We start from the raw sequence: 18,347 nt of genomic DNA, 5'->3' as shown, positions 1-18,347 counted from the left end.
ATAATAAAGGAGATGGAAGTTTATGGAACAGGTTTTTAATAGTCTAGATGAAATGATATTAGTAGTTGATAGTAAAGAAAAAGTTCTATTTGCAAACTCTAAGTTAATGGAACGGTTTGAATTAAATGAAAAAGACTTACAAAAATCTTATAGAGACATAGCTTTACAAAAAAATAAGGATATACTAAGGGAACTTATATGTAATTTTGAAAAGTATACTAATAGAGTTATAGAGTATACACTTTCTTTACAAGGTTTAGATAAAATTCACTGTGATATAAATGTTAACAAAGGAATGTGGTGCGGAGAGTCAGCTTTTTTTGTTATGTTAAAAGAAAAAGAAATATATAGTAAAAAGAATTTAGAAATACTTCTAGACAATCTACCCTATAGCATGTGGATGAAGGATGTTCAGGGCAAATATATATATGCAAATACTCAATATGTAAAAAACTTGGATGTTGATAAGGAGAGGGTTATAGGATCTTATGATTGGAACTTTTGTTATGGAGACCAATGTGATTGTTCAAGTGAAACAGATCATGAAGTACTTGTTAACAAAAGACCAATAGTATATGAAAGAGTGATTCATAATTCAGAAGGTGATATGTGGCTTGAAACTTATAATGCTCCAATATTAGATGAGTATGGAGAAGTAAAGTATATAGTTGGTGTTTCAAGGGATATAACTTTTAATAAAAAAGTAGAATTAGAATTATTGGAGAATCATAAACAGTTTTGCGCTTTATATGAAGTATTAAGTAATAGCTATAATGAAATAAGTGGAAGATTTGATAATTTAAAAGAAGATATTATCCAAAAACTGGGCGTGGATGATATAAATATATGGACTTATGACGATAAGGAAGGTAAACTTAACTGTAAATGTTATCTAGGAAAGTATAATGAAAGAGATATTGATAATATAGAACTTCCAATAACTTATGAAGAATTAGAGGGGTTTTTTGAAGAAGAAGGAGCAGAGGGAATAAAACTCTTATGTGATAGAAAATACTATCCTAATAAAGACATATTAGAAAAAAAAGGTGTTAAATTTGTTGGAGTATATAAACTTGAATATAATAATAGAATTATCGGTGTAATGAATTTCTTATACAGTAAAATAGATGATAGAAAACTAAATAACCATAATTTTATAAAAATATTGTGTAATCAAATCGCAGTAATAATAAAAAATCATAGTTTATCTAAAGAAATTAAATTAGAACTAAAAAAACGTATGGAAACAGAAAGTGAATTACAACTATTTTTAGATACAGCCATTGATTTAATGGTTATAATTGGTGATAATGATAAACATAGAAAGTTAAATTCAGGGTGGGAAAAGACTTTAGGATGGAGCAAAGAGGAACTTTTAAAGATGAAGTGGACAGATATAATTTACCCGGAGGATTTAGAATTAAAGAATGAATTTATAAAAAAATTAAAGACAGAAGAAAAGATAATGAGTTTTAAGATTAGACTTATGTGCAAAAATGGAGATTCAAGGTGGATTCAATGGAATAGTAGATATTTAAAAAGTAGAGGAATATCTATATGTACAGGTAAGGATGTAACAGAGCAGCATCAACTAGAAGAGCAAAGAAAAAATTATGAAGAAGCAATAAAATTAGAGAAAATTAAAGGTGAATTTTTCTCTAATATATCCCATGAATTTAAAACTCCTTTAAATATTATTCTTACAACTATGCAACTTATAAATAGTAATATAGAAAAAGAGCGTATTTGTGCTGATAAAGGGGTAGCTTTAAAAAGGTACATGAATTCTATTAAACAAAATTCTTATAGATTATTAAGGCTTGTTAATAATTTAATAGATATAACTAAGATAGATGCAGGGTATTATAAGTTACAACTTGAAAATCATAATATTGTTAATGTAGTGGAAGATATTACTATTTCTGTAGCTCAATATGTAGAAAATAAAGGGATAGAATTAATATTTGATACAGAAATTGAAGAAGAAATAATTGCTTGTGATCCAGATAAAATTGAGAGAATAATGCTTAATTTATTATCCAATGCAATTAAATACACAAAGGTAAATGGAAGAATTGAAGTATATTTAGGTATTGAAGATGGAAAAGTCTTTATATCAGTTATGGATAATGGAGAAGGAATAGAAAATGAAAAGGTAAATTTGGTATTTAATAGATTTATTCAAGCGGATGACACTTCAGAAAGAAGATATGAAGGTAGTGGAATTGGATTATCACTGGTTAAATCCTTAATTGAAATGCATGGTGGTAGCATTAATGTGACAAGTAAGGTTGGTGAAGGTACTAAATTTACATTTTATCTTCCAATAAGGATTGTAGAAATGGAGGAGGATGAAAAAGACCATGTGCCTCATAAAAGTGAAATGATAAGTTCAAAGGTAGAAAAATGTAATATAGAATTTTCGGATATATACAATTAATGTGACTCCTAAAATCATTATTAGAAATTTTATTTTAGTTTATTATTTAGTAGTATATAAGTATTATGCTATAATAATGTTTATATTACTAAAAGATAAAATATAAATTATAAGGAGTTGTGTTGCTTCATATCATGATGGATAGAAGCGTATATTATGAATAAGACTAGAAAAATTATTTTTGAGGCTGCAATAAAAGTATTTTCAAGCAATGGTTACGAGAGTGCCACTATGGATGAAGTAGCAAGCGAAGCTGGAGTTGCAAAGGGAACTTTATATTATCACTTTAAAAGTAAAGAAGAATTATTTTATTTTGTTGTTCAGACAGGAATTGATTTAATAAACAGTGAAGTTGAAGAATCCATAAAAGAAATAAGTGACCCTATAGAAAGATTGAAGGAATCTGCTAGGGTTCAGTTAAAGTATGTATATATTAATAAGGATTTATTTAGAGTAATAATGAGTCAGGTATGGGGACAAAAGGAACGTCATGAAGAAATAAGAGAGCAGGTAATGAACTTAATTAATATGAATTCTAAATTTTTGGAAGGAATCACAAAAAATAAAAATATTTCTGACGAAGATTCGGATATATTAAGTTACTGCTTTATAGGGGTATTATTTTCATCTGCACTCTATGAAATTATAAATAATGACAATTATAATCATGATGAAGTAGTAGAAAAATTTATGGATTATATTAACTATGACATAAGGTTATCTTGAGATATGAAATATAAATAAAAAATAATATACAATTTTAATAAAAGAGTTTTCTAGCTAAGATAATATCAAGGTAGAAAGCTCTTTTTAATATTTTTGAAAAGGATACCAATAAAAAAATTTTTTTATAATATTGACTAGTCAGTTTAAAAATAGTATATATATAATATTAACTGTAAAGTATAAAAAAATAAAGAAGGTGATAGTGTGAACTTTTTAAAAATTGCCGGTGAGGATATTAAAAGCATTTTTAAGAACAGATTTATAAGAGTATCGGTTATTGCAATTATTATAGTACCATTACTATACTCATTGTTGTACTTAGATGCCTTTTGGGATCCTTATGCACGAATTCAGGACATGACCATAGCTGTAGTTAATGAAGATGGTGGTGCATTACTTGATGGAAAACAGGTAAACTACGGTGAAGATATTGTAGAAAACCTAAAGGGAAATGAAGAGGTTGGCTGGGATTTCACTAGCAATGAAAAAGCCAATGAAGGTTTAGAAAAACAAGGGTATTATGCTAAATTTGTAATTCCTGAAGATTTTTCAAAAAGCGTTGTGGCTGCAAAAGAAGGTAAGCCTCAGATAGCAGATTTACAATTTGTCTGTAACGAAAAGAAAAACTTTTTAGCAGCTCAAATCAATTCACAGGTTGAAAAGTTACTAAAAGAAGAAATTGTAGGAACAATTTCAAACAACTATGTCACTGTTGCTTTTGATAAATTATATGAAGCAAAAGATGGATTTATAAAGGCAGCTGATGGAAGTGAAAAACTTTATAATGGAATTGGTGAACTGAATGAAAAGGTACCTATGCTAGCGGAAGGTGCTAAGAAGCTTGGAGATGGTTCAGAACAATTAAAGGATGGACAAGGTGCTCTTAACTCTGGAATAAAATCAATAAATAATGGCTTATCAGAAGTGAATAGTAAAGTGCCAACTTTAGGTTCAGGTGTAGATAAATTATATAATGGTTCACAGGAATTGAAAAATGGCTTATCAGAAGTAAATAGTAAGGTTCCAGCTTTAAGCTCTGGAGTAGATAAGTTATATGTTGGTTCAGAGGAATTGAAAAATGGACTAGGAACTGCAGTAAATGGGGCAGGTGCATTAACATCAGGAAGTAAAGGTCTTTATGGTGCATTTAATGCAACAATTTATCCAAATGTAAATTCGCTTAAAGATGGAGCTAATAAGTTAAATGGTAAATTAAAAGCTGGAGAAAGTAATATAAAAGACTTAAAGAAAGGTGGAGAAGGATTAAAAACTTCTAGTGATAGTGTGGCAGCATTATCAACAGGCGTAAATACTAAATACCAATCAGTTACAGATGAAGTTAATGAGCTTATAGATAGTGTTAATAAATCTTCAGCAACAATGAATAAAATATCTACGGAAATTTCAAAAGCAGTTGAATCAAATCCTGGATTGGCAAACGATCCCAATATTAAAGAGGCACTTCAAAAGATACAAGATTTAAACAAAGAAACTAGTGAAACACAAAAGAAGATAGAAGAATTAGAAGAAGGAAGTAAGAAGTTTGGTGATAGCCTAGGAACGTTTAATGGTGTTGTGAATGGGTACACTGGTAGTGTTAAGGAATTTGCAACAGGTACAGTAGCTTTAACAGATAGTGTGAATGACATGGGTGTAGCAGTAAGCAAAATAAGTGGAGGCTTAAATTCCTTAGAAGCTGGACTTAACGAAAATACTAAAGATTCCTTTGGAGCTGGATTAAAATCATTATCAGACAATATGTCTGGTTTAAATGCAGGAATCAATAAGTTAAACAGTGGATCTAGTGAAATTAATGGAGGGCTTGGACAGCTAAGAAGCAATATTCCAACTTTAAGTGGTGGAATACAAGCTTTATATAGTGGATCTGGCGAATTAAATGGAGGTCTTGGACAGTTAAGAAGTAATGTTCCAGCTTTAAGTGGTGGAATACAAGCTTTATATAATGGTTCAAATCAACTAGTAGATGGTTCTAATGCTCTAGTTGATGGACAAAACAAGTTAAATGATGGAGTGTCAGAGTTAACAGGAAAAGTACCACAATTAGAAGATGGGGTAGATAAGTTATATAAAGGATCAAATGAGCTTGCAACTGCTTTAAAAGATGGTGCAGGAGAGATGAAATCCGGACTTAAAAATTCCTCTAAGGAAATGGGTGACTTTGTATCAGCTCCAATAAATATGAAAAATGAACCAATAAATAAAGTGCCTAACTATGGAACAGGTTTTGCACCATATTTTATATCGCTATCTTTATGGATAGGTGCAATAATGATGTTCTTCGTTATCTCAGCTAAAACTGATGATGATGCTAATTTATCCAAGTTTGATAAAGTTATAGGTAAATACTTATCCTTTGGATTTATAGGTTTATTACAAGCATTACTTGTAAGTGCAGTTGTAATGGGACTAGGATTAACCCCAACAAGTACAGGTATGTATTTTGCATCTATAGTATTCTTATCATTGGTATTTATAGCAATAATTCAATGTTTAATATCCCTATTTGGAGATGCAGGAAGACTTTTAGGAATAGTATTATTAATACTTCAGCTAACAGCTTGTGCAGGTACATTCCCGTTAGAGATAGTACCTAAATTCTTTAAAGTGATTAATCCATATATGCCATTTACTTATAGTGTAGAATTATTAAGAGAAGTTATTTCAGCCAATACAATTAATTATGGAATAGTGGGAAAAGATTTTTTAATCCTTGGAATTGTTCTTCTTGTATTTTTAACAATATCAATAGTATTTAAAAATGCAGGGGAAAATCTCCAAAATATAATTGAAGGAAGAAAAGGAAAATCAGTGGAAAATATAAAAGAACAATCAATGTAACAATAAACTTATTATTACAAAAAATCCTAACAATAGCTGGTTGTAAAATATAAATGTTCGTGTTATAATGACAATACAATTGGTAAGACTCGTATATAATCGGTAATATGGTCCGAAAGTTTCTACCTGCAAACCATAAATTTGCAGACTACGGGGAGTTGTATTTTATTATGACTATAATCATTATAGTGATGAATCACAGCACCTCAATTTTTATTGAGGTGCTTTTATTTTTTGATTTAAATAAACCTAAGGAAGTAGCTAACCCTTAGATAAAATTAAAACAATATCTAAAAGGAGATGAACTTATGAATAATGAAGAACTATTAACTAATGATATTGAATTAACCTATGGGGTTGATGATAATCCAACTTTAGTTAAAAAGATATTATTTGGTTTACAGCATATATTTGCAGCTTTTGGAGGTATAGTAGTAGTGCCTCTAGTAATAGCAAGTGCATTAGGATTTGATGCAAAAATAACTACAACATTAATAAGTGCAACAATTTTAGCTTCTGGTATTGCAACTATAATTCAAGCTAGAGGTTTTGGCGTTATAGGTTCAAGGGTTGCTTGTATCATGGGTACAGACTTTACCTTTGTATCACCTGCTATTTCAGTAGGAACAGTACTTGGACTTCCAGGAATAATTGGAGCTACTATTTTAGGAGCATTCTTTGAAATTATTTTAAGTTACTTTATTAAACCTCTTATGAAATTATTTCCGCCAATAGTTACGGGAACAGTGGTATGTTTAATTGGACTTACATTATTACCAGTATCTATTGATTGGGCTGCAGGTGGAGTTGGAGCTGCAGATTATGGTAGTATTAAGAATTTATCAATAGCCATGTTTGTTTTAATTTTTACCTTGATTTTAAATAGATATGGAAAAGGTATGGTTAGTAGTGCATCTATTTTAATTGGGATGGTTGCGGGATATATAATTTGTATTCCTTTAGACTTAGTGAGTTTTACAGCTATTAAAGAAGCTAGTTGGATTTCCTTCCCTAAAATATTTGAATATGGAGTAACCTTTGATATAAAAGCTGTAATTGCATTTATTCCAGCATATTTTGTAACTACTATAGAAACCGTTGGATGTCTTAAGGCTATTGGAGAAACTTCTCAGATATACATGGATGAAAAACGTGTGGGTGCTGGTGTATTGGCAGATGGTATAGGAAGCATGTTAGGTGGAGTAGTGGGTTCCTTCCCAAACACTACCTTCAGCCAAAATGTAGGACTAATACCTTTAACAAAGGTAGCAAGTAAGCACGTGGCAATTATGTCAGGAATAATAATGGTGATTTTAGGTTTCCTACCTAAACTGGCAGGACTAGTAAGTGGAATACCACAACCGGTTCTTGGTGGAGTTGGAGTAGTAATGTTTGGAACTGTTGCAGCAGCAGGAATAAAGACTTTAAGCAGAGTAAGACTAACTGAAAGAAATCTACTTATAATAGCTACATCTATAGCTTTAGGTCTTGGAGTTACATTTAGGCCAGATGTTATAGCACAATTACCAGAAGGATTAAAGATGATTTTCTCATCAGGAATATCTACAGGAACTATAACTGCTTTAATATTAAATTTAGTATTAAAAGAAGATAAAGTAGAGAAAATAAAAGTAGAAAAAAGTGAGGTGGCATAATGGAAACTTTAAAAAATCGTATATTAAAAGATGGACATGCGTTAAATGAATCTGTATTAAAGGTAGATTCTTTCTTAAACCATGGAGTAGATGCTAAATTAATGCAGGAAATAGGAACAACCTTTAAAGAACATTTTGAAAACCATGGAATAACTAAAATCTTTACCATTGAAAGTTCAGGCATAGCGCCTACAGTTATGACCGCTCTTCAAATGGAATTACCAATGGTAACACTAAAGAAACAAACATCTAAGATTTTAAGTGGAGATGTATATCAAACTACAGTACATTCTTTTACTAAGGCTGTAGATTATGAGTTAACTTTGTCAAAGAAATTTATATCACCAGAAGATAATATACTTATAATAGATGATTTTTTAGCCTATGGAGAAGCGGCACAAGGAGCTATAAGATTGATAGAAGAAGCTGGAGCAAAAGTTGCAGGAATTGGAATAGTCATAGAAAAATCTTTCCAACCAGGTCGTAAAAATCTTGAAGATAAAGGCTATGAAGTATATTCGCTAGCAAGAGTGAGTAAGCTTGGTAAAGATATTATAGAATTTGTAGAAGAATAATAAAAAAGGTGCCTATGCACCTTTTTTATTTTGTAATACAATAGTATCTGTATTGGATATTCATGAATCTTGCAAACCCGCACTATGACAACAACTAGTTAACTATTTAATTAGTTATATATATGAATAGTTTCCTATATAAATATTTTAAAATTTATATAGTCATATCTGATAAATGATTTTGTTAATAAAATTGTAATAATATTGGATACAGATTAATAAAATGAATGGAGTGATAAAATTTACAAGGAGGATTTTGTATGGGTGTTGCTTCATTAGTAGTTGGAATTTGTAGTATTGTATTTGCTGTAATTTCATGGGGGTGCCTATGGTGGTTATCTCTAATTTTAGGTGTTGTAGGTGTAGTATTAGGGATTATAGACATGAAGAAAAAGAAAGAATCAGGTGAAGCTTTTGCAATGGCTAAAGGTGGATTTATATGTTCCATAATAGGAATATGTATGGCTATTATATTTTTAATATTTATTGTGGGATTAGCTTCATTAGGAGCAGCAGTATAAAATTATATCATTAAAAGATGTCTGTATAGGCATCTTATTTTAGTTACAAGGAGGTTAAAATTTGAAAAGCGAAGGAATAATAAAAGAATATAATATTTTTAATGTGATATTAATTACTTTAGTAATAGCTATGATATTTTTACCATTTATATCTAGAGCTGTGAATAAATTGTTTCCTATCACCTATGGATGCCTTTCTTATAGAATTTTAGGAGAGCCTTGCCCTCTTTGTGGATTTACTAGAGATATTAGAAATATTATATCTGGTGATATTTTTGCGACTAAGCTAAACTTATTATCAGTACCAGCAGTTTTATTAGGGATATTTGAAATTTTTTTTAGAATTAAAATATTATTATCAAAGAGAAAATTAATGAATAATAAATTTAGAAATAATATAATAAAATTTGATGTTATATATCATGTATTTATGTGCTTTTCTTTTATAATTTATGGAATTCTATTTTATATATTAGATTTATCAAGGGTTTAGAAGATGTAATAATTATTTCATTTTTGCTCAGTATAATAATTCTATCCTTTGGAAAACTTAATATATAGTATAGTAAAATCCACTGAAAAGGAGAATGCATTTAGCTATGAATACACGTGTACCTTATCATAATTATATAGTTGTAACACCAAATGGAGACGTATTAGGCTTTGGAGAAGAGGATGATGCAAGAAAATATGTAGCAGGATATTATGTAGGAAAAATAGAAGAATTATCAGATGATACAAGTAAAGTCTATGTTGATTATGGAACAGACCCCCTTCAAGCTTCAGTAGATATATGTACTGAATTAGGTGCCTATGAAGGAGATTGTATTATTTATGATTTATATAATTTTGTAGAAAGTATTCAAAAGTCTGGTATATTTGAAGATGAAAAGGAAGAACTTATACTAAAGCTTATGCAGGAAAAAATAAATTTGAATATTAATGACTATCAGGTAGATGACCTTTTATATGATACAAAAGTAGTGCCTAATCGAGACTAAAATACAAAACTTTATCACGATAAAATAATTCAAATAAAATTTGAGCATGTCTCTATATTAGATACATGCTCAAATTTTATGAAAAATAAATATTTGTAAAAGCTTTACTTAATAAGCATTAAACATGATTGTTCATAAGTCTATTATGTGCCATAAGCATTTCTTCATCAAGGTGTGTTGTAGCACCAGCACAGTTTAATAGCATGGTGCTAATATCATCAGGCATTTCTCCCTCATATTTATATCTAAGCTTATGTTCTAAGCTTGCCCAAGTATCCATTGAGATTGTTCTAAACTGAATTTCTACAGGAACATTTTCAACTTTCTTTGAAAAGAATACAGGAATACTAACAACTAAATGAAGGCTGCGATAACCGTTGTCTTTTGGATTTTTTATGTAATCACGTTCTTTTATAATAGTTAAATCAGTTTGTGCCTTAATTGAAGCTGCAATTTCATAAACATCACTGAGAAAAGAGCAAATAACTCTAATTCCAGCAATATCAGTTAAAGTTTCTGCAGACTCAATAGAGAGTTCCAATCCTCTTCTTTGAAGTTTTTCAAGTATACTCTCAGGAGCTTTAAGCCTAGATTTCATATGTTCAATAGGATTATAAGAATGAATACTTTTATATTCATCATTAAGTATTGCAAATTTTGTTTCAATTTCACGAAGGGCACAACGATATTTTAAAGAAAGAGATTTAAAATCTTCAATTTGGGTATCAAATTGTGAAATATCTATGTTTTTAAGATCCTTAAAAGGCAATTGTGGCATAATAAATTCTCCTTTGTATATGTGTATTAAGTCTTATATTAGTATAATATAAATAGCTTTTTTATTAAAGTAGATATAAAATTAATTTATAATAAATTTATGTTATAAGGAGATTAAAATGGAAAGAAAAATAGTTTTATATATAGCCATGAGTTTAGATGGATATATAGCAAGAATTAATGGATCAGTTGATTGGTTAAGTGGGCATGGGAAAGTATTAGAAGTAGATAATGGATATGAAGAGTTTTATAATAATGTAGATACTATTATTATGGGGAGAGTTACCTATGAGCAAGTGGTTAATGAATTATCCCCAGATAATTGGGTTTATGAAGGAAAAAATTGTTATGTATTTACTAAAAAAGAATATGAAACTAATGAAAAAGTAGAATTTATTTCAGGAAGTATTACAAACTTTGTATCAAATATAAAAAATCAATTAGGGAGAGATATTTGGCTTGTTGGTGGAGGAAAATTAATTCATGAGTTTGTAAGGGAAAATCTTGTTGATAAGTATGTTATTACAGTAATTCCAACTATATTAGGGGATGGAATTCCTCTATTTATCAAAGAAAATCCAGAAATTAAACTTGAATTAATTGAAACTAAAGATGTAGATGGAATGGTTGAACTAACATATGTCAGAAGAGAAAAGTAAGAAGAGCTAATATGTAATTAGTATTTGGAAAGAGGCATAATATTTTTAATAATAAAAGGTAGTCAAATAGCTACCTTTTGTTTTATAAAAAATTAACAGATTCACTTAAAACTTTGCCAATGGAATGGTTAATAACTAAATCAGCCGTAGAGTCAGCGGAAGTACTGCTTTTATTTATAAGTACTAGATTTTTACCCTTAAAGTAGTTGATAAGATTTGCTGCAGGATAAACCACTAGAGAAGTTCCACCTATGATTAAGGTATCTGCTTTTGATATAGCATCGATAGCTCCTTGAAGTACATTTTCATCTAAACCTTCTTCATATAAAACTACATCAGGTCTAACAGTTCCACTACATTTAGGACAAGTAGGTATTCCCTTAGAATTTATAATAAAATCCACATCATAGCTATCATTACACTTTACGCAATAGTTTCTATGAATTGAGCCATGGAGCTCAAATACATTTTTAGAACCAGCTGCTTGATGAAGTCCATCAATGTTTTGTGTAATGATTGCTTTAAGTTTACCTAATTTTTCAAGGTTAGCAAGGGCTATATGTGCTCCATTAGGTTTAGCTTCAGGATATATAAGCTTTGCCTTATAAAAATTAAAAAATTCCTCAGGAAATCTTATAAAGTAAGTATGAGAAACTAACTGTTCAGGAGAAAGTGTCATGTTAAGTCGTGAATTAAAAAGCCCATTAGCACTTCTAAAATCCGGTATATTTGATTCGGTAGATACTCCTGCGCCACCAAAGAATACTATGTTATTGCTATTTCTTAAAATTTGTGTTAGTTTTTCTATTTCAGTGTTCATAAAATCATCTCCATAAATTATTTATTAATCCTATTATGACACGAAGTTATAGAAAATAAAATATACTTATAGAATTTATTGGATAATATTGTATTTGGTGTTACTATTAATAGTGGTATTAAAATGATAGTAAGGATATAAATGGATATTAAAATGAGTCAAAAGATACAATATCAAAAAAATAAAGTTAAAATATAAAAAAAACATTTTACTATTACAGATATAATAAAAAATGTAATTGAATCATTATACAAGGAGGTACTAAAGTTGGAAAATATAGTAGTACTATATCAATCAAAGTATGGAGCTACAAAAAAATATGCGGAATGGCTAGCAGAAGAGCTCTCAAGTGACATAATTAAAACAAAACAAGCTGGTATAGAGCAAGTTACAAAATATGATACAATTATTTTAGGTGGAGGTATTTATGCAACAGGTATAGCGGGAATATCTTTTCTAAGAAAGCATTATGAAAAACTAAAGGATAAAAGAATAGTAGTTTTTGCAGTGGGAGCATCTCCATATGATGAGAAAGCTATGACTGCTATAAAAGAGCGTAATTTTAAAGACAAACTTAATGAAATCCCATGTTTTTATTGTCGTGGTGCTTGGAATGAGAAAACTATGTCTTGGAAAGACAAAACCCTTTGTAATATTCTTAAAAAAGCTGTTGCAAAAAAAGATCCTAACAATTACGAATCTTGGGAAGCTGCATTAATGCAAGCAATTGGCTCTAACTTCGATTGGATAAACAAAGAAAATCTTAAGCCACTTATTGAGTTTATACAAACAAAATTATAATGATATTTGGTATATGAGACATAGAATAGATTAATAACTATAACTTATAACCATAAAGTTGAATACCACTCAAGTTTTTTCAACTTAAGTATGAACTACTCTCCATTGTTGACAGTTATAATTAAGCTTATAATAAAAGTACTAAAAAGGCCCAAAGGCGGAGGTAGTGAATATGAGTAGATTAAATATTGGAGAGACTATTTTACATTTAAGGAAAGAAAAAAAGATTACTCAAGAGCAGTTGGCAAGTATGATTGGAATTTCAGCTGGAGCGGTAAGTAAATGGGAGACTGGAAATTCAACACCAGATATTTCTTTATTAGCGCCATTGGCAAGAGCATTGGATACCTCTTTAGATGTTTTACTTTCCTTTCAACAAGAGCTTTCTGAAGTAGAAGTGATTAATATAAAAAAAGAATTAGTTGAAGTATTTTTACATCAGGGTTATATGGATGGTGAATTAAGATGTAAAGAATATGAGAAAGAATACCCTAATAGTGTATATTTAAAATTGATAATTGCACAATTGATTCAAATGTATTCTATGATGTCAGGTAATGTTTCAGAGGAATGTATAAAGTCTAGAATGGAGTATTGTTTGACCTTACTTTATCAAGTTACTGAAAGTAAGGTTTCAAAGTATATATCAATAGCTTTATTTTCTATTGCTAATATACAAATGACCTTAGAAAACTATGAGGAAAGTGAAAGAGCTCTTAAGGAATTATCAAATTCATTTATAGATCCCATGGTACTATATTCTTCATTGTTACAGAAACAGGGAAAGATTGAAGAAGCAGAAAATATGTGTAAAGGAATGCTATTACAGTATTTAAACCAAAGCATTGCAATGATAGCAATATTAGCAAGGATCTCAAAAGGTGAACATAATTATGAAAAGGCAGTTTTCTATTTAGATGCTCTAAATCAAGTAGAGAGTATATTTAAAATAGGGATGGGTTCAGGAGCATATAATTACTGTAGGCTATATATTGAAATAGGGGACAAGGAGCTTGCTGCAAAATGGTTTAACAATTATGTAAAAGAGCTACTTTCTACAGAATATGATTATAGCAATAACCCTTATTTTGAAAATCTTAGATTAGAGGTGGATGTGGAAGGGCAGAAGATAATAAGGAAGAAATTATTTCAATCACTTATGGATGAAGAAGATTTAAAAGTATTAAGTGGAAGCCTAGAGTATGAAGATGCAATTAAAGTACTAAAAAAGGCTGTTTCTGAAATGTAAAAGTGGATTTTGTATGTTCATCAAAAAAGTAAAATAAATAACATGTGAGGTTTGATTATGATATATTCATTTAACTCTACTTTTTTAAAAGAAGGTAATAGAATATTTGTATCTATTCCTTTTAATGTATGGGAAACATGCAAGAAAAAAGGAATGATACCTGTTAAGGTAATCATTAATGATGTATATTTTGAGTGTAAGTTGATGCCAAAGGGAAAAGGAGTTTATTACATTCCAATTGTAAAGTCAGTTTTGAATAAAATAAGCTCTGTGGATGAAGTCTGTGTTAAATTTGAGATAATTGAGGGATTAACTAGAATTAATTTCGATAGTCCATATAATAAGGAGAACCCCATAAGAAAGATTGATAACATAGAATATGTTAATCAACCAGATAAGGGGCTTTGTGGACAAGCATGTATTGCTATGTTAACTGGATTATCTATTGATGAAATAATAAATGTTATGCACAGTAATAAATGTTTGGCAAGTATAAGCAAAGTCATTGAGGCACTAGATTATTACGGGATAGCTCATTCAGATAAATTTATTTATACAAGGGGAATAGAAGTAAAGTTTCCTAAATGTTGTATCATTAATGTCCAAGGAAATAAAAAGAGTCATCTTATGGTTTATTATAATGGAATATATTATGATCCTACATATGGAGTTAGGTCAGATTATCCATATGAGAATGTGATTAGTTATTTAGAGATTACTGTTGAATAACTAAAAGGTTATAGTAGAATTTTTATATAAACAAAGTGTAATATTATATAAAGGCTATTAATATAAAATATATATATAAAGAGGATATTATAAATATATAGTAATAGATGTAAAATTAATAAAGTGAGGTAGTATTTATGAATTTAGAAATGGTTACGATAGCAGTAGCAGATTTAGAAAAGTCAGAAAAGTTTTATAAAGAAATTTTAGAGTTAAAAGAAATGCATAGAATAGATGCTCCAGATGGAATACGCATTGTTTTCTTAAAGGATAAAGAGGGTGGAATTATTGAATTAATAGAATATCCAAAGAATTTTACGGGGGTAGAAAAAGTCAATGGTTCAAATGTTTCTCTTGTATTTAATGTAAATGACTTCAATGAAGCTGTAAAAAAATTAGAAGATCAAAATATAAAAATAATTAATGGGCCTATGGAAAGATATATTTTTATACATGATCCAAATGGCGTGAAAATTGGAGTTAGACAAAAGGATTAAAAGATATTTTAATTTTTAAAGGCTGATTTAGAATATTGATAAATAAAGGTTACAATACTACGAAATTATAAATAGTAGAAATATAACCAGTGAATTTATTTTCAAAATAAATCACTGGTTATTTTAGTGTGCCCTATATATGAAGAATAAGTATATACTATGATAAATTATTTTATAAAAATCCATTGAGAATTTTATTGATTTATAAAACCTTAGATAAAAAATCTATAGTTCTAGAGTTTTTAGGATTTCCAAAAAGTTCAGCTGGAGTTCCTTCTTCTAGAATTTTTCCTTCATCCATAAATAAAATTCTATCTCCAACTTCTCTTGCAAAGCCCATTTCATGTGTTACTACCACCATGGTCATACCTTCTTTGGCTAGTTCTTTCATAACATTTAAAACTTCGCCAACCATTTCAGGATCTAAAGCAGAGGTAGGTTCGTCAAATAGCATTACATCTGGGTTCATGGCTAAAGCTCTGGCTATTGCTATCCTTTGCTTTTGTCCACCAGATAAGGAGCTTGGGTAAGCACTAGCTTTATCTGTTAGACCTACCATTTTTAAAAGGGATAGAGCCTTTTCATTAGCTGATTGAAGTTTTTCTCCTTTTACCTTAATAGGTGATATAGTTATATTTTCTAATACTGATTTATGAGGAAAGAGATTAAATTGTTGAAACACCATTCCCATTTTTTCTCTTAGATTATTTATATTAGCCTTTTTATCAGTGATATTATTTCCTTCAAATATAATTTCTCCTGAAGTCGGCTCTTCTAGTAGATTAAGGCAACGTAAGAAGGTAGACTTACCAGAACCAGAGGGACCAATAATTACAACAACTTCACCTTTAGTTATATGCTCATCAATTCCCTTTAAAACTTCTAGTTCTCCAAAGTTTTTCTTTAAATTTTTAACGTGAATCATTTCCTTTAAGTCTCCTTTCTGCATAAGCCATTAATCTTCCTAGAGTAAATGTCAGGATAAAGTAGCAGATTGCTGCTACAATTAAGGGCTCAAAGTTTCTATAGGTGGCACCTGTAACTAGCTTAGCACCATAAGTAATCTCTGCTACACCTATAGCTGATGCCATAGATGATTCCTTTATTATAGCCACAAACTCATTACCAATAGCAGGTAAAATATTTCTTATGGCTTGTGGTAATATAATATGTTGCATGGCCATTCTTTGATTCATACCTAGACTTCTTGCAGCCTCTAATTGTCCTTTATCTACTGCATCAATTCCACTTCTTATTATTTCTGCCACATAAGCTCCAGAGTTAAGTGAAAGTGCTATTACACAAGCTACTAAAGGAGTAAGCTTAACTCCAAAGGAGGTTGTACCAAAGTATACTATAAAAATTTGTAGTAATAAAGGTGTTCCTCTTATGAATTCTATATAAATAGAAGCTATAACCCTAGGAATAGGTACTTTTAATACAGATAATTTGGACCTTTTCATAAAGCAAAGAAGGGTTCCTAGGATTGCTCCAAATAGAACTGATAGCATTGCTACTAATAAAGTCCATTGAATACCTTCTATAAACACTGGATAATATTTTTCTAAAAACTTAAAACTTAAATTAGACATAGCTTCCTCCTTTGTAGCTAGTAAAAATTATTGAGCTGTAACCTCATCTTTACTTAATTTTATAGCTTCTTTATAAAACTCTTGTATTTTACCTTCAGATTCTAATCTTTCTAATGTTTTATTAACTGCTTCTAGTAAAGCATTTTGTCCCTTTGGAAGAGCTATAGCAGAACCACCACCGGAAGTATCATTAATTTTTTCTTTTGCAACAGCTAATTCTTCATGAACCATAGCTTGTATATCAGCTACTGGAAGTTCAACAATTACTGCATCTAAGTTTCCAGCTATTAAATCTTGAATTAAAGTTGGAACTTGTGCTAATAGCTTAACATCAGCATTTTCAATTCCCTGAGCTAAAGTAGCTTGTGTAGAACCATTTTGAGCTCCTACTTTTTTACCTTTTAAATCATCAATACTTTTAATAGTTTCAGAATTGTTTTTATTTATCAATATTCCTTGTTCTGCTTGAAAATATATATTTGAGAAGTCTATAACTTCTTTTCTTTCTTCATTAACTGATAGTCCAGATACTCCTAAATCAATGATTCCATTTCTTGTAGCATCACAAATAGTGCTAAATTCCATTTCTTGAATTTCATATTCTACACCCAAATCTTTAGCTATTTCACTTACTAGAGATATGTCTAGACCAACGGTTTTCTTTTCACCATTTTCCATTATAAAGAATTCATAAGGTGCGTAATCAACACTCATACCTACTTTTAATTTTCCTTCTTTTTTTATTTTTGATAGCAAGTCCACCTCTTCTTTATTACCGCATGCCATTAAAGATAGTGACATGGTACCTACCATAGCTAGTGCAAAAATTTTCTTTAGTATACCTTTTTTCATTGTTGTATCCCCCTTGTATAATAATTTAATACTGTTGCATAATTATACAACTATAACTTATAAATATGCAATAGTTTTTCAATATTTTCTTTAAAAAGATTTATATTTATTAAAAAAACTTATATTTATTTAGGTTAAAATGCTATATTAGGGGAAAATAAATTATGAAAACCATTGTGAACTCAATGGTGACGTGATAATATTACTATGTTGTTAAAATGAGGGCTTATTACTAAATGGTACAGCTCTAGAAAACTTATTTATGTTGAAATCAAGAGGAGTAAAATTATGAAATTATCAGAAAAAGCTAAGAATCGACAAATGAATAAAGAAGCTATTATTTCTATTATTTTGTATATACTTTATTTTATTTGGTGGTATGTTACTGGCTTTGGGCTAGGAAGTGGAGATCCATCTACTTATAAATATGTAATGGGACTACCATTGTGGTTTGTATTAAGTAGTTTTGTAGGACCAATAATACTTATTGTAGCAGTAACATTTACTGTAAAGTACTTATTTATGGATATGGATTTGGAAAGTGATGAAGAACAAAAGAAGAATCATAAGGAAAAATAAAGTGGGGAATGTAGT

19 protein-coding genes and 1 riboswitch are annotated in these 18,347 nt (G+C 29.6%); of the genes, 14 read left to right on the top strand and 5 right to left on the bottom strand.

The window, feature by feature from the left end:
• Positions 1–22: 22 nt before the first annotated feature.
• The 8 genes from B3630_RS00740 (at position 23) to B3630_RS00705 (ending at position 9,777) form a co-directional block, all read left to right on the top strand.
• Complete coding sequence (locus B3630_RS00740) at positions 23–2,440, top strand: PAS domain S-box protein (protein WP_346894621.1); 2,418 nt, start codon at positions 23–25, stop codon at positions 2,438–2,440.
• 156 nt (positions 2,441–2,596) lie between these two features.
• Positions 2,597–3,166, top strand: a complete 570-nt coding sequence (locus B3630_RS00735; RefSeq protein WP_346894619.1) for a TetR/AcrR family transcriptional regulator — start codon at positions 2,597–2,599, stop codon at positions 3,164–3,166.
• 204 nt (positions 3,167–3,370) lie between these two features.
• Positions 3,371–6,025 carry a YhgE/Pip domain-containing protein gene (locus tag B3630_RS00730; RefSeq protein ID WP_346894617.1) on the top strand — a complete coding sequence of 885 codons (2,655 nt, stop codon included), beginning with the start codon at positions 3,371–3,373 and terminating at the stop codon, positions 6,023–6,025.
• 69 nt (positions 6,026–6,094) lie between these two features.
• A riboswitch (purine riboswitch) is annotated at positions 6,095–6,196 on the top strand.
• 137 nt (positions 6,197–6,333) lie between these two features.
• A complete protein-coding gene (locus B3630_RS00725; protein WP_346894615.1) occupies positions 6,334–7,680 on the top strand; it encodes a nucleobase:cation symporter-2 family protein in 1,347 nt (448 codons plus the stop codon).
• Entirely contained in the window at positions 7,680–8,255 is a 576-nt protein-coding gene (locus tag B3630_RS00720) for a xanthine phosphoribosyltransferase (protein ID WP_346870849.1), read from the top strand. Before B3630_RS00725 ends, B3630_RS00720 begins: the two co-directional genes overlap by 1 nt.
• A 260-nt stretch (positions 8,256–8,515) precedes the next feature.
• Positions 8,516–8,776 carry a hypothetical protein gene (locus B3630_RS00715; RefSeq protein ID WP_035133860.1) on the top strand — a complete coding sequence of 87 codons (261 nt, stop codon included), beginning with the start codon at positions 8,516–8,518 and terminating at the stop codon, positions 8,774–8,776.
• 61 nt (positions 8,777–8,837) lie between these two features.
• Positions 8,838–9,269 (top strand): DUF2752 domain-containing protein, encoded by a 432-nt coding sequence (locus tag B3630_RS00710; protein WP_346894613.1) that lies wholly within the window; start codon positions 8,838–8,840, stop codon positions 9,267–9,269.
• Between the two features lie 106 nt (positions 9,270–9,375).
• Positions 9,376–9,777: a hypothetical protein gene (locus B3630_RS00705; protein WP_346894611.1), complete on the top strand. Its 402-nt coding sequence runs from the start codon at positions 9,376–9,378 to the stop codon at positions 9,775–9,777.
• 118 nt (positions 9,778–9,895) lie between these two features.
• Here the strand turns inward: B3630_RS00705 and B3630_RS00700 are convergent, their stop codons facing one another.
• Positions 9,896–10,555: a GTP pyrophosphokinase family protein gene (locus B3630_RS00700; protein WP_346894609.1), complete on the bottom strand. Its 660-nt coding sequence runs from the start codon at positions 10,553–10,555 to the stop codon at positions 9,896–9,898.
• 118 nt (positions 10,556–10,673) lie between these two features.
• Between B3630_RS00700 and B3630_RS00695 the strand changes: the two genes are divergently transcribed.
• Positions 10,674–11,213 (top strand): dihydrofolate reductase family protein, encoded by a 540-nt coding sequence (locus B3630_RS00695; protein WP_346894607.1) that lies wholly within the window; start codon positions 10,674–10,676, stop codon positions 11,211–11,213.
• An 82-nt stretch (positions 11,214–11,295) separates the two neighbouring features.
• Here the strand turns inward: B3630_RS00695 and B3630_RS00690 are convergent, their stop codons facing one another.
• Positions 11,296–12,033 carry an NAD-dependent protein deacylase gene (locus B3630_RS00690; protein ID WP_346894605.1) on the bottom strand — a complete coding sequence of 246 codons (738 nt, stop codon included), beginning with the start codon at positions 12,031–12,033 and terminating at the stop codon, positions 11,296–11,298.
• Positions 12,034–12,300: 267 nt separating this feature from the next.
• On the opposite strand from B3630_RS00690, the gene B3630_RS00685 reads away from it, so the two are divergent.
• The 4 genes from B3630_RS00685 (at position 12,301) to B3630_RS00670 (ending at position 15,309) form a co-directional block, all read left to right on the top strand.
• Positions 12,301–12,834, top strand: a complete 534-nt coding sequence (locus tag B3630_RS00685) for a flavodoxin domain-containing protein (RefSeq protein ID WP_346894603.1) — start codon at positions 12,301–12,303, stop codon at positions 12,832–12,834.
• A 172-nt stretch (positions 12,835–13,006) separates the two neighbouring features.
• A complete protein-coding gene (locus B3630_RS00680; protein WP_346894601.1) occupies positions 13,007–14,083 on the top strand; it encodes a helix-turn-helix transcriptional regulator in 1,077 nt (358 codons plus the stop codon).
• Between the two features lie 57 nt (positions 14,084–14,140).
• Entirely contained in the window at positions 14,141–14,812 is a 672-nt protein-coding gene (locus B3630_RS00675; RefSeq protein ID WP_346870857.1) for a DUF1905 domain-containing protein, read from the top strand.
• A gap of 137 nt (positions 14,813–14,949) precedes the next feature.
• Entirely contained in the window at positions 14,950–15,309 is a 360-nt protein-coding gene (locus B3630_RS00670) for a VOC family protein (protein ID WP_346894599.1), read from the top strand.
• Between the two features lie 202 nt (positions 15,310–15,511).
• Here B3630_RS00670 and B3630_RS00665 read toward each other — a convergent pair whose 3' ends face one another.
• Genes B3630_RS00665 through B3630_RS00655 form a run of 3 tightly spaced genes read right to left on the bottom strand, consistent with a single transcriptional unit; the run spans position 15,512 to position 17,753 of the window.
• Entirely contained in the window at positions 15,512–16,234 is a 723-nt protein-coding gene (locus B3630_RS00665) for an amino acid ABC transporter ATP-binding protein (RefSeq protein ID WP_346894805.1), read from the bottom strand.
• Positions 16,221–16,901, bottom strand: a complete 681-nt coding sequence (locus B3630_RS00660) for an amino acid ABC transporter permease (RefSeq protein ID WP_346894597.1) — start codon at positions 16,899–16,901, stop codon at positions 16,221–16,223. Before B3630_RS00660 ends, B3630_RS00665 begins: the two co-directional genes overlap by 14 nt.
• 27 nt (positions 16,902–16,928) lie before the next feature.
• A complete protein-coding gene (locus B3630_RS00655; protein ID WP_346894595.1) occupies positions 16,929–17,753 on the bottom strand; it encodes a transporter substrate-binding domain-containing protein in 825 nt (274 codons plus the stop codon).
• Positions 17,754–18,041: 288 nt separating this feature from the next.
• Here B3630_RS00655 and B3630_RS00650 point away from each other — a divergent pair, with 288 nt between their 5' ends.
• Entirely contained in the window at positions 18,042–18,332 is a 291-nt protein-coding gene (locus B3630_RS00650) for a YhdT family protein (RefSeq protein ID WP_346894593.1), read from the top strand.
• Positions 18,333–18,347 lie beyond the last annotated feature (15 nt).

This window comes from Clostridium sp. UBA7503 (genome assembly GCF_002477055.1).
In the GTDB taxonomy this organism is placed as follows: Bacteria; Bacillota; Clostridia; order Clostridiales; family Clostridiaceae; genus Clostridium_J; species Clostridium_J sulfidigenes.
Note: the sequence above shows the minus strand (reverse complement) of the source record. Positions and strands in the feature narration are given on the sequence as shown.

Excerpts from the sequence above, each read along its gene's own strand:
- B3630_RS00740 (WP_346894621.1), top strand. The coding sequence starts at position 23 with ATGGAACAGGTTTTTAATAGTCTAGATGAAATGATATTAGTAGTTGAT.
- B3630_RS00735 (WP_346894619.1), top strand. The coding sequence starts at position 2,597 with ATGAATAAGACTAGAAAAATTATTTTTGAGGCTGCAATAAAAGTATTT.
- B3630_RS00725 (WP_346894615.1), top strand. The coding sequence starts at position 6,334 with ATGAATAATGAAGAACTATTAACTAATGATATTGAATTAACCTATGGG.
- B3630_RS00720 (WP_346870849.1), top strand. The coding sequence starts at position 7,680 with ATGGAAACTTTAAAAAATCGTATATTAAAAGATGGACATGCGTTAAAT.
- B3630_RS00715 (WP_035133860.1), top strand. The coding sequence starts at position 8,516 with ATGGGTGTTGCTTCATTAGTAGTTGGAATTTGTAGTATTGTATTTGCT.
- B3630_RS00705 (WP_346894611.1), top strand. The coding sequence starts at position 9,376 with ATGAATACACGTGTACCTTATCATAATTATATAGTTGTAACACCAAAT.
- B3630_RS00700 (WP_346894609.1), bottom strand. The coding sequence starts at position 10,555 with ATGCCACAATTGCCTTTTAAGGATCTTAAAAACATAGATATTTCACAA.
- B3630_RS00695 (WP_346894607.1), top strand. The coding sequence starts at position 10,674 with ATGGAAAGAAAAATAGTTTTATATATAGCCATGAGTTTAGATGGATAT.
- B3630_RS00690 (WP_346894605.1), bottom strand. The coding sequence starts at position 12,033 with ATGAACACTGAAATAGAAAAACTAACACAAATTTTAAGAAATAGCAAT.
- B3630_RS00680 (WP_346894601.1), top strand. The coding sequence starts at position 13,007 with ATGAGTAGATTAAATATTGGAGAGACTATTTTACATTTAAGGAAAGAA.
- B3630_RS00675 (WP_346870857.1), top strand. The coding sequence starts at position 14,141 with ATGATATATTCATTTAACTCTACTTTTTTAAAAGAAGGTAATAGAATA.
- B3630_RS00670 (WP_346894599.1), top strand. The coding sequence starts at position 14,950 with ATGAATTTAGAAATGGTTACGATAGCAGTAGCAGATTTAGAAAAGTCA.
- B3630_RS00665 (WP_346894805.1), bottom strand. The coding sequence starts at position 16,234 with ATGATTCACGTTAAAAATTTAAAGAAAAACTTTGGAGAACTAGAAGTT.
- B3630_RS00660 (WP_346894597.1), bottom strand. The coding sequence starts at position 16,901 with ATGTCTAATTTAAGTTTTAAGTTTTTAGAAAAATATTATCCAGTGTTT.
- B3630_RS00655 (WP_346894595.1), bottom strand. The coding sequence starts at position 17,753 with ATGAAAAAAGGTATACTAAAGAAAATTTTTGCACTAGCTATGGTAGGT.
- B3630_RS00650 (WP_346894593.1), top strand. The coding sequence starts at position 18,042 with ATGAAATTATCAGAAAAAGCTAAGAATCGACAAATGAATAAAGAAGCT.